We start from the raw sequence: 12,157 nt of genomic DNA on the forward strand, positions 1-12,157 counted from the left end.
ACCCACATCACACAAACACACCACAACAGTGCACCCACATGACAGAGCAACCAGGGCTGCTAACCCCAAACCCCAACAGCATGCCGTTTCCTACCACACAACCGATTCCATTCCGAGCAACCATTCAAGCAGGCGCCACCCACTATCCCATCGGCAGGAACATCGCCACCACACAACCACCACCCACAAACGCAGGCGTGACATGATCGCATGGATTTCGGGAAAAAATTCTCCCTAGAAAGGAGGTGATCCAGCCGCACCTTCCGGTACGGCTACCTTGTTACGACTTCGTCCCAATCGCCAACCCCACCTTCGACCGCTCCCCCCAAAAAGGTTGGGCCACGGGCTTCGGGTGTTGCCAACTTTCGTGACGTGACGGGCGGTGTGTACAAGGCCCGGGAACGTATTCACCGCAGCGTTGCTGATCTGCGATTACTAGCGACTCCGACTTCATGGGGTCGAGTTGCAGACCCCAATCCGAACTGAGACCGGCTTTAAGGGATTCGCTCCGCCTTACGACATCGCAACCCTCTGTACCGGCCATTGTAGCATGCGTGAAGCCCAAGACATAAGGGGCATGATGATTTGACGTCGTCCCCACCTTCCTCCGAGTTAACCCCGGCAGTCTCTCGTGAGTCCCCAACTAAATGCTGGCAACACGAGACAAGGGTTGCGCTCGTTGCGGGACTTAACCCAACATCTCACGACACGAGCTGACGACAACCATGCACCACCTGTACACCAGCCCGAAGGCAACCACATCTCTGCAGTCTTCCAGTGTATGTCAAGCCTTGGTAAGGTTCTTCGCGTTGCATCGAATTAATCCGCATGCTCCGCCGCTTGTGCGGGCCCCCGTCAATTCCTTTGAGTTTTAGCCTTGCGGCCGTACTCCCCAGGCGGGGCACTTAATGCGTTAGCTACGGCGCAGAAACCAAAGGTCCCCACACCTAGTGCCCAACGTTTACGGCATGGACTACCAGGGTATCTAATCCTGTTCGCTCCCCATGCTTTCGCTCCTCAGCGTCAGTTATAGCCCAGAGACCTGCCTTCGCCATCGGTGTTCCTCCTGATATCTGCGCATTCCACCGCTACACCAGGAATTCCAGTCTCCCCTACTACACTCAAGCCTGCCCGTACCCACTGCAAGCGCGGGGTTAAGCCCCGCGTTTTCACAGCAGACGCGACAAGCCGCCTACGAGCTCTTTACGCCCAATAATTCCGGACAACGCTCGCGCCCTACGTATTACCGCGGCTGCTGGCACGTAGTTAGCCGGCGCTTCTTATGCAGGTACCCTCAACCAGGCCAAAACCTGGACTTGTTCCCTGCCGAAAGAGGTTTACAACCCGAAAGCCGTCATCCCTCACGCGGCGTCGCTGCATCAAGCTTTCGCTCATTGTGCAATATTCCCCACTGCTGCCTCCCGTAGGAGTCTGGGCCGTATCTCAGTCCCAGTGTGGCCGGTCACCCTCTCAGGCCGGCTACCCGTCGACGCCTTGGTAGGCCACTACCCCACCAACAAGCTGATAGGCCGCGAGCCCATCCCCCACCAATAAATCTTTCCAACAACCACCATGCGACAGAAGTTGAATATCCGGTATTAGACCCAGTTTCCCAAGCTTATCCCGAAGAAGGGGGCAGGTTACTCACGTGTTACTCACCCGTTCGCCACTAATCCACCCACAGCAAGCTGTGAGCATCATCGTTCGACTTGCATGTGTTAAGCACGCCGCCAGCGTTCGTCCTGAGCCAGGATCAAACTCTCCGTAAAAACCTTTACAGAAAAGCTGAAACAGCTCCATAAAAAAACAAAACAAAATCAATCAAATAAAAAAAACGACACACTATTGAGATTCAAAACCAGCAACCCACAGCCAAAGACCATCAAACAACAATCTCTCGCGGAGCAACCTCTCTACCTTAGCACACCCAGCCGAGCCAGACAAATTCAAACCATGTGATCCGAACCACCCACACCCAACCAGACCCACAAGCCCAGAGGCATCCCTCCCGAACTCGCCGGAAGCAACTTGATAAATCTAGGCCCCCACAACCAACCCCGTCAAACCACAACCACGTGACCCTCAACACCAACCCACCCCCACCAGCACAAACACCCCAGAAAGACGTGAAATCGCGCCTTAAAGCAGGTCATTTCTGCACGATTCTTACGCTCACAGTTTCGCGTCCGTCAGTTAGGCAGCGCTGGTTGATCGTTATTTCCGCAGTGTTTCGTGCGCCAGATCACCAGCAGTATGGGGGCGGAAAGGCTGCAGCGGGACCCGACAGACGCGTATGGCACGGATCGCCGGCCCCGGTCGCCTCGGTAAGCGTGGGGAGATGATCCCTCACTGTGTCCAGTGTCATGAGGATCGCGAACGATCACGTTGCACGACGCCTTCCCCATTCGAGCACCTCCGCTGGCAGCGGTGGAATATCCGGGGAGAGTCCTGGGACGGCCGGCGAGCGGCGGTACTGATGCCGCTCTCTTCCTCGGATGAAGAAAGAGAGAGAGAGAGAGAGAGAGAGAGGGAGCGAGAGACCGTACGGATTTCGGGCTTGGTTCCGAACTCACCACATGTCCTTCTAGGTGAGTCCGATCGCCCAGATCGCTCGGTTGTCGATAGGAGCCTCTGCCCGGTCCGCGCTAAAGATCAAAGGTGGGCGACGTAAACACAGTGTCCCGGTGCTCGGGCTCGACGAGGCGGAGCGGGACCGAGGCCGTTGGGCATCGAACCCGATAGGCCATTATGCGCGTGGGCACCGCAGCCTATCGGGTTCGCGCTGGTCTGTGTCGATGCCGCCGGAGCACCGCATAGTCGACGCAACCGAGGGAACCATCTTTGGTCCCCCAGTCTTGTCCGCCACGCTCACCGCACGCATCGCAGTTCAAGAGCGATGCTCAGCGGCTGACTGAAGCACCCGTAGGAACACGCTCACCAGCAGACTCTCCAACAGGAATCCAACCATCCGGCGAGCTCCGGTGCCATCACCTGCGGGCCGGAGATTCGTTCGGAACCATAGGCGCACGGAAGAGCAGCGGGGCTCGGGGGCGGAGAAGATCCCAGATAAGACAAGAAAGAACTGTCATTCCGGCCGTCATGAATGCGACGAGAAGGGCTGCCTCGACACTCGTCAGTTCGGGCAGGCGGAGCCCCGAGGACTTCAACAGCACGATCATGTAGGCGTGGAGCAAATATATTGGCAGCGTCCGCATCGCAACATAGCGGCTGACCTTCCGCCCCCGGGGTGAACGAGCGATCAGCTCCGCCATGCCGATGACGATGATGATGCCGACGACGCTGAGCGCGAATGACAGGTCGGCGACGATTGCTGGCTGCCGGGTCACGAACGTCAGCGCACCGAACAGCGGAATCAAGGGAACCCATAGGATCCTCGAGAGACTGACGATCGACGGCACCAACGACGTCGCGCAGGCCCCCGCGGCGTACCAGATGAAGAACATACAGAATCGGTAGGCGGTCGTTCGGACGTCCTCGAGGAAGATGTTCTCTGTCACCGGGATGCTACCGGCCCCGAAGCGGAGCACGAGTGCCGCCGCGAGAACGATCGTGGGATGGACGCTTTGTGTCAACTTCATGGCGACGAACATCAGGACCAGCATCGGCAGGAACCAATAGGCTCCCGAGAGGTTGACCGCCCACAGCAGTGCGCGGCGCAAGATATCCTCGACGTCTTCCGCAGCAGCACTATACGCATAGGGGAATGCGTAGAGAACCGTCCAGAGGACGAACACCCACAGCAGATTGATCACGCGCTTCTGGAGCACCGCCCGCCATGGGCGGGCAAAAGCGTTGACCGCAAGAAGGCCAGAGACGAAAAAGAACAGCGGCATCCGGACCGGGAGCAGAGCTCGGCTCATCTCACCGATAAGTGCCTCGCCTCGGCTCTCTCCGTCGACCAGCCACACAAGAGCTATCGGCGATACGTGGTAGAGAACAACGAGGACGACCGCAATCGCCTTTGCCGTGTCCGCCCAATAGAGCCGGGAAGAACTCTCGCGCCGCGCGCTATCAACTGTCGCCATATGTCGTACCTCGAAATCGTGACCATTCCTCGTCACCAGCGGGGTGCAGATCGGGCCCCCTTGCACGCGGCAAACGACGTCGAGGCACCGGAAGTATACAGGTGGACGCGACACGCTGCCGCTCCAGGCCGCGGTAAGAACCACGACCGAGCTGGACTGGTGAATTTTTGGGTATGCGTGTGAGGCCCCTCCGGGTGGAGGGGCCTCACGGGGTTGAATGGCGGCGGTGTCCTACTCTCCCACACCCTCCCGAGTGCAGTACCATCGGCGCTGGTGGGCTTAGCTACCGGGTTCGGAATGAGACCGGGCGTTTCCCCACCGCTATAGCCACCGCCAAAACTTTGGGGTCGCATAACGATCATATAGTGTTATGGGTTACCGGGGTGGTTTGAATGGTAACCATACAGTGGACGCGAACACGCTAAAGTCATGAGAACTCAGAGCTCGTTTAATTGTGTGTTGTGAATTATTTGGCCATTAGTACCAGTCAGCTCCACACTTTACAGTGCTTCCACATCTGGCCTATCAACCCCATAGTCTTTAGGGGGCCTTCACCAACACGAATGTTGGATGGAAACCTCATCTTGAAGCAGGCTTCCCGCTTAGATGCTTTCAGCGGTTATCCCTTCCGAACGTAGCCAACCAGCCATGCACCTGGCGGTACAACTGGCACACCAGAGGTTCGTCCGTCCCGGTCCTCTCGTACTAAGGACAGCCCTTCTCAAGTTTCCAACGCGCGCAGCGGATAGGGACCGAACTGTCTCACGACGTTCTGAACCCAGCTCGCGTACCGCTTTAATGGGCGAACAGCCCAACCCTTGGGACCTACTCCAGCCCCAGGATGCGACGAGCCGACATCGAGGTGCCAAACCATGCCGTCGATATGAACTCTTGGGCAGGATCAGCCTGTTATCCCCGGGGTACCTTTTATCCGTTGAGCGACGGCGCTTCCACAAGCCACCGCCGGATCACTAGTTCCTGCTTTCGCACCTGCTCGACTTGTCAGTCTCACAGTCAAGCTCCCTTGTACACTTGCACTCGCCACCTGATTACCAACCAGGCTGAGGGAACCTTTGAGCGCCTCCGTTACCATTTAGGAGGCAACCGCCCCAGTTAAACTACCCACCAGGCACTGTCCCTGAACCAGATCATGGTCCGAGGTTAGATGTGCAATACGACCAGAGTGGTATTTCAACAATGACTCCACACCCACTAGCGTGAATGCTTCACAGTCTCCCACCTATCCTACACAAGCCGTACCGAACACCAATACCAAGCTATAGTAAAGGTCCCGGGGTCTTTCCGTCCTGCTGCGCGTAACGAGCATCTTTACTCGTCGTGCAATTTCGCCGAGTTCGTGGTTGAGACAGCGGAGAAGTCGTTACGCCATTCGTGCAGGTCGGAACTTACCCGACAAGGAATTTCGCTACCTTAGGATGGTTATAGTTACCACCGCCGTTTACTGGGGCTTAAATTCCTAGCTTCGCACACAAAGTATGCTAACCAGTCCTCTTAACCTTCCAGCACCGGGCAGGCGTCAGTCCGTATACATCGTCTTACGACTTCGCACGGACCTGTGTTTTTGATAAACAGTCGCTTCTCCCTGGTCTCTGCGACCCTCACCCCTAACCCGCATGGGGTTTCAAGGTTCAGGTCCCCCTTCTTCCAAAGTTACGGGGGCATTTTGCCGAGTTCCTTAACCACGATTCTCTCGATCGCCTTAGTATTCTCTACCTGACTACCTGTGTCGGTTTCGGGTACGGGCGGCTCATACCTCGCGTCGAGGCTTTTCTAGACAGTACAGGATCACCCTACTTCCCCCAATCAAGGGGTCATCATCAGACCTCACCCTTCACGTTCCCCGGATTTGCCTAGGAAACGGGCTGCGTCCTTAAACGTGCCAAGCCATAAGACACGCGGTGGCTACCTCTCTGCGTCACCCCTGTTAATACGCTTGCCTACCGTAAGATCAGGTCCCACGCGCACCACCACACCAACCCGAAGGAAGACGTGATGGTTTGGATGGTTAGTATCCCTCACCTCAGCATTGGACGGTATTTCGCCGGTCACCAGAATATCAACTGGTTGTCCATCGACTACGCCTGTCGGCCTCGCCTTAGGTCCCGACTAACCCAGGGCGGATTAACCTGGCCCTGGAACCCTTAGTCATTCGGCGGACGGGTTTCTCACCCGTCTTTCGCTACTCATGCCTGCATTCTCACTCGTCACCATTCCACCAACGCTCACGCCCTGGCTTCACCACGATGACGACGCTCCCCTACCCAACAAAACACGAATGTTTCATTGCCATGGTTTCGGCGGTGTACTTTAGCCCCGCTACATTGTCGGCGCACAATCACTTGACCAGTGAGCTATTACGCACTCTTTCAAGGGTGGCTGCTTCTAAGCCAACCTCCTGGTTGTCACTGCAACTGCACATCCTTTCCCACTTAGCACACGCTTAGGGGCCTTAACCGATGGTCTGGGCTGTTTCCCTTTCGACTACGAAGCTTATCCCCCGCAGTCTCACTGCCACGCAATACGTAACCGGCATTCGGAGTTTGGCTGACGTCAGTAACCCGGTGGGGCCCATCAGCCATCCAGTAGCTCTACCTCCGGCACGCTACACGCAACGCTGCACCTAAATGCATTTCGGGGAGAACCAGCTATCACGGAGTTTGATTGGCCTTTCACCCCTACCCACAGGTCATCCCCTCCATTTTCAACTGAAGTGGGTTCGGGCCTCCACACGCTCTTACACGTGCTTCACCCTGCCCATGGGTAGATCACCCCGCTTCGGGTCTAGAGCATGCGACTCAAACGCCCTATTCAGACTCGCTTTCGCTACGGCTACCCCACACGGGTTAACCTTGCCACACACCACTAACTCGCAGGCTCATTCTTCAAAAGGCACGCCATCACCCCAACAAAGGAGGCTCTGACGGATTGTAGGCGCCCGGTTTCAGGTACTATTTCACTCCCCTCCCGGGGTACTTTTCACCATTCCCTCACGGTACTATTCACTATCGGTCACTAGGGAGTATTCAGGCTTACAAAGTGGTCTTTGCAGATTCACACGAGATTCCACGAGCCCCGTGCTACTTGGGTGGCGCATCAGATATAGCAGCACAATTTCGTCTACCGGGCTCTCACCGTCTACGGCCCTGTTTCCCACCAGGTTCAACTATCACACCACTACCATCCCGACCCCATACGGAGGGCCGAAAACACGCTCCCACAACACCGCATGCGCAACGCCCGTAAGCTCTCACACACACACGGTTTAGCCATCATCCGCTTTCGCTCACCACTACTCACGGAATATCTCTTCCTGCGGGTACTGAGATGTTTCACTTCCCCGCGTTCCCCCCACACACCCTATACATTCAGGTGCGGGTAACCCACCATAACGTGGGCCAGGTTTCCCCATTCGGACACCCTCGGATCACAGCTCGTTTGCCAACTCCCCGAGGCTTATCGCAGGCTACAACGTCCTTCTTCGGCTCCCAGTGCCAAGGCATCCACCGAACGCCCCTACAAAATTCACAACATTAAAGAACTCTTCGATTCACACAAACCAAAGATGCTCGCGTCCACTATACAGTTACCAAACAACCCACCCACATCACACAAACACACCACAACAGTGCACCCACATGACAGAGCAACCAGGGCTGCTAACCCCAAACCCCAACAGCATGCCGTTTCCTACCACAAAACCGATTCCATTCCGAGCAACCATTCAAGCAGGCGCCACCCACTATCCCATCGGCAGGAACATCGCCACCACACAACCACCACCCACAAACGCAGGCGTGACATGATCGCATGGATTTCGGGAAAAAATTCTCCCTAGAAAGGAGGTGATCCAGCCGCACCTTCCGGTACGGCTACCTTGTTACGACTTCGTCCCAATCGCCAACCCCACCTTCGACCGCTCCCCCCAAAAAGGTTGGGCCACGGGCTTCGGGTGTTGCCAACTTTCGTGACGTGACGGGCGGTGTGTACAAGGCCCGGGAACGTATTCACCGCAGCGTTGCTGATCTGCGATTACTAGCGACTCCGACTTCATGGGGTCGAGTTGCAGACCCCAATCCGAACTGAGACCGGCTTTAAGGGATTCGCTCCGCCTTACGACATCGCAACCCTCTGTACCGGCCATTGTAGCATGCGTGAAGCCCAAGACATAAGGGGCATGATGATTTGACGTCGTCCCCACCTTCCTCCGAGTTAACCCCGGCAGTCTCTCGTGAGTCCCCAACTAAATGCTGGCAACACGAGACAAGGGTTGCGCTCGTTGCGGGACTTAACCCAACATCTCACGACACGAGCTGACGACAACCATGCACCACCTGTACACCAGCCCGAAGGCAACCACATCTCTGCAGTCTTCCAGTGTATGTCAAGCCTTGGTAAGGTTCTTCGCGTTGCATCGAATTAATCCGCATGCTCCGCCGCTTGTGCGGGCCCCCGTCAATTCCTTTGAGTTTTAGCCTTGCGGCCGTACTCCCCAGGCGGGGCACTTAATGCGTTAGCTACGGCGCAGAAACCAAAGGTCCCCACACCTAGTGCCCAACGTTTACGGCATGGACTACCAGGGTATCTAATCCTGTTCGCTCCCCATGCTTTCGCTCCTCAGCGTCAGTTATAGCCCAGAGACCTGCCTTCGCCATCGGTGTTCCTCCTGATATCTGCGCATTCCACCGCTACACCAGGAATTCCAGTCTCCCCTACTACACTCAAGCCTGCCCGTACCCACTGCAAGCGCGGGGTTAAGCCCCGCGTTTTCACAGCAGACGCGACAAGCCGCCTACGAGCTCTTTACGCCCAATAATTCCGGACAACGCTCGCGCCCTACGTATTACCGCGGCTGCTGGCACGTAGTTAGCCGGCGCTTCTTATGCAGGTACCCTCAACCAGGCCAAAACCTGGACTTGTTCCCTGCCGAAAGAGGTTTACAACCCGAAAGCCGTCATCCCTCACGCGGCGTCGCTGCATCAAGCTTTCGCTCATTGTGCAATATTCCCCACTGCTGCCTCCCGTAGGAGTCTGGGCCGTATCTCAGTCCCAGTGTGGCCGGTCACCCTCTCAGGCCGGCTACCCGTCGACGCCTTGGTAGGCCACTACCCACCAACAAGCTGATAGGCCGCGAGCCCATCCCCCACCAATAAATCTTTCCAACAACCACCATGCGACAGAAGTTGAATATCCGGTATTAGACCCAGTTTCCCAAGCTTATCCCGAAGAAGGGGGCAGGTTACTCACGTGTTACTCACCCGTTCGCCACTAATCCACCCACAGCAAGCTGTGAGCATCATCGTTCGACTTGCATGTGTTAAGCACGCCGCCAGCGTTCGTCCTGAGCCAGGATCAAACTCTCCGTAAAAACCTTTACAGAAAAGCTGAAACAGCTCCATAAAAAAACAAAACAAAATCAATCAAATAATAAAAAACGACACACTATTGAGATTCAAAACCAGCAACCCACAGCCAAAGACCATCAAACAACAATCTCTCGCGGAGCAACCTCTCTACCTTAGCACACCCAGCCGAGCCAGACAAATTCAAACCATGTGATCCGAACCACCCACACCCAACCAGACCCACAAGCCCAGAGGCATCCCTCCCGAACTCGCCGGAAGCAACTTGATAAATCTAGGCCCCCACAACCAACCCCGTCAAACCACAACCACGTGACCCTCAACACCAACCCACCCCCACCAGCACAAACACCCCAGAAAGACGTGAAATCGCGCCTTAAAGCAGGTCATTTCTGCACGATTCTTACGCTCACAGTTTCGCGTCCGTCAGTTAGGCAGCGCTGGTTGATCGTTATTTCCGCAGTGTTTCGTGCGCCAGATCACCAGCAGTATGGGGGCGGAAAGGCTGCAGCGGGACCCGACAGACGCGTATGGCACGGATCGCCGGCCCCGGTCGCCTCGGTAAGCGTGGGGAGATGATCCCTCACTGTGTCCAGTGTCATGAGGATCGCGAACGATCACGTTGCACGACGCCTTCCCCATTCGAGCACCTCCGCTGGCAGCGGTGGAATATCCGGGGAGAGTCCTGGGACGGCCGGCGAGCGGCGGTACTGATGCCGCTCTCTTCCTCGGATGAAGAAAGAGAGAGAGAGAGAGAGAGAGAGGGAGCGAGAGACCGTACGGATTTCGGGCTTGGTTCCGAACTCACCACATGTCCTTCTAGGTGAGTCCGATCGCCCAGATCGCTCGGTTGTCGATAGGAGCCTCTGCCCGGTCCGCGCTAAAGATCAAAGGTGGGCGACGTAAACACAGTGTCCCGGTGCTCGGGCTCGACGAGGCGGAGCGGGACCGAGGCCGTTGGGCATCGAACCCGATAGGCCATTATGCGCGTGGGCACCGCAGCCTATCGGGTTCGCGCTGGTCTGTGTCGATGCCGCCGGAGCACCGCATAGTCGACGCAACCGAGGGAACCATCTTTGGTCCCCCAGTCTTGTCCGCCACGCTCACCGCACGCATCGCAGTTCAAGAGCGATGCTCAGCGGCTGACTGAAGCACCCGTAGGAACACGCTCACCAGCAGACTCTCCAACAGGAATCCAACCATCCGGCGAGCTCCGGTGCCATCACCTGCGGGCCGGAGATTCGTTCGGAACCATAGGCGCACGGAAGAGCAGCGGGGCTCGGGGGCGGAGAAGATCCCAGATAAGACAAGAAAGAACTGTCATTCCGGCCGTCATGAATGCGACGAGAAGGGCTGCCTCGACACTCGTCAGTTCGGGCAGGCGGAGCCCCGAGACTTCAACAGCACGATCATGTAGGCGTGGAGCAAATATATTGGCAGCGTCCGCATCGCAACATAGCGGCTGACCTTCCGCCCCCGGGGTGAACGAGCGATCAGCTCCGCCATGCCGATGACGATGATGATGCCGACGACGCTGAGCGCGAATGACAGGTCGGCGACGATTGCTGGCTGCCGGGTCACGAACGTCAGCGCACCGAACAGCGGAATCAAGGGAACCCATAGGATCCTCGAGAGACTGACGATCGACGGCACCAACGACGTCGCGCAGGCCCCCGCGGCGTACCAGATGAAGAACATACAGAATCGGTAGGCGGTCGTTCGGACGTCCTCGAGGAAGATGTTCTCTGTCACCGGGATGCTACCGGCCCCGAAGCGGAGCACGAGTGCCGCCGCGAGAACGATCGTGGATGGACGCTTTGTGTCAACTTCATGGCGACGAACATCAGGACCAGCATCGGCAGGAACCAATAGGCTCCCGAGAGGTTGACCGCCCACAGCAGTGCGCGGCGCAAGATATCCTCGACGTCTTCCGCAGCAGCACTATACGCATAGGGGAATGCGTAGAGAACCGTCCAGAGGACGAACACCCACAGCAGATTGATCACGCGCTTCTGGAGCACCGCCCGCCATGGGCGGGCAAAAGCGTTGACCGCAAGAAGGCCAGAGACGAAAAAGAACAGCGGCATCCGGACCGGGAGCAGAGCTCGGCTCATCTCACCGATAAGTGCCTCGCCTCGGCTCTCTCCGTCGACCAGCCACACAAGAGCTATCGGCGATACGTGGTAGAGAACAACGAGGACGACCGCAATCGCCTTTGCCGTGTCCGCCCAATAGAGCCGGGAAGAACTCTCGCGCCGCGCGCTATCAACTGTCGCCATATGTCGTACCTCGAAATCGTGACCATTCCTCGTCACCAGCGGGGTGCAGATCGGGCCCCCTTGCACGCGGCAAACGACGTCGAGGCACCGAAGTATACAGGTGGACGCGACACGCTGCCGCTCCAGGCCGCGGTAAGAACCACGACCGAGCTGGACTGGTGAATTTTTGGGTATGCGTGTGAGGCCCCTCCGGGTGGAGGGCCTCACGGGGTTGAATGGCGGCGGTGTCCTACTCTCCCACACCCTCCCGAGTGCAGTACCATCGGCGCTGGTGGGCTTAGCTACCGGGTTCGGAATGAGACCGGGCGTTTCCCCACCGCTATAGCCACCGCCAAAACTTTGGGGTCGCATAACGATCATATAGTGTTATGGGTTACCGGGGTGGTTTGAATGGTAACCATACAGTGGACGCGAACACGCTAAAGTCATGAGAACTCAGAGCTCGTTTAAT

Annotated in this window: 3 protein-coding genes and 5 rRNA genes; all 8 read right to left on the reverse strand. The window is 57.0% G+C overall.

Going from position 1 to position 12,157, the window contains the following annotated elements:
- Nucleotides 1–238 precede the first annotated feature (238 nt).
- The 8 genes from H2O75_RS08120 to rrf (H2O75_RS08155) all read right to left on the reverse strand — a co-directional run bounded on the left by H2O75_RS08120 (nt 239) and on the right by rrf (H2O75_RS08155) (nt 12,039).
- Nucleotides 239–1,769: ribosomal RNA gene (locus H2O75_RS08120) — 16S ribosomal RNA — on the reverse strand.
- Between the two features lie 1,218 nt (nt 1,770–2,987).
- Complete coding sequence (locus H2O75_RS08125; protein WP_182170659.1) at nt 2,988–4,046, reverse strand: acyltransferase family protein; 1,059 nt, start codon at nt 4,044–4,046, stop codon at nt 2,988–2,990.
- A 218-nt stretch (nt 4,047–4,264) separates the two neighbouring features.
- A 5S ribosomal RNA gene (gene rrf, locus H2O75_RS08130) occupies nt 4,265–4,381 on the reverse strand.
- 123 nt (nt 4,382–4,504) lie between these two features.
- A 23S ribosomal RNA gene (locus H2O75_RS08135) occupies nt 4,505–7,594 on the reverse strand.
- A 308-nt stretch (nt 7,595–7,902) separates the two neighbouring features.
- A 16S ribosomal RNA gene (locus H2O75_RS08140) occupies nt 7,903–9,432 on the reverse strand.
- Together the 16S, 23S and 5S rRNA genes form the textbook arrangement of a ribosomal RNA operon.
- A 1,363-nt stretch (nt 9,433–10,795) precedes the next feature.
- Nucleotides 10,796–11,179 carry a hypothetical protein gene (locus tag H2O75_RS08145; protein WP_182170662.1) on the reverse strand — a complete coding sequence of 128 codons (384 nt, stop codon included), beginning with the start codon at nt 11,177–11,179 and terminating at the stop codon, nt 10,796–10,798.
- Nucleotides 11,176–11,706, reverse strand: a complete 531-nt coding sequence (locus H2O75_RS08150) for an acyltransferase family protein (RefSeq protein WP_182170665.1) — start codon at nt 11,704–11,706, stop codon at nt 11,176–11,178. Before H2O75_RS08150 ends, H2O75_RS08145 begins: the two co-directional genes overlap by 4 nt.
- A gap of 216 nt (nt 11,707–11,922) precedes the next feature.
- Nucleotides 11,923–12,039 (reverse strand): 5S ribosomal RNA (gene rrf / locus H2O75_RS08155).
- Between the last annotated feature and the right edge of the window lie 118 nt (nt 12,040–12,157).

Source organism: Flaviflexus equikiangi (genome assembly GCF_014069875.1).
Lineage (GTDB): Bacteria > Actinomycetota > Actinomycetes > Actinomycetales > Actinomycetaceae > Flaviflexus > Flaviflexus equikiangi.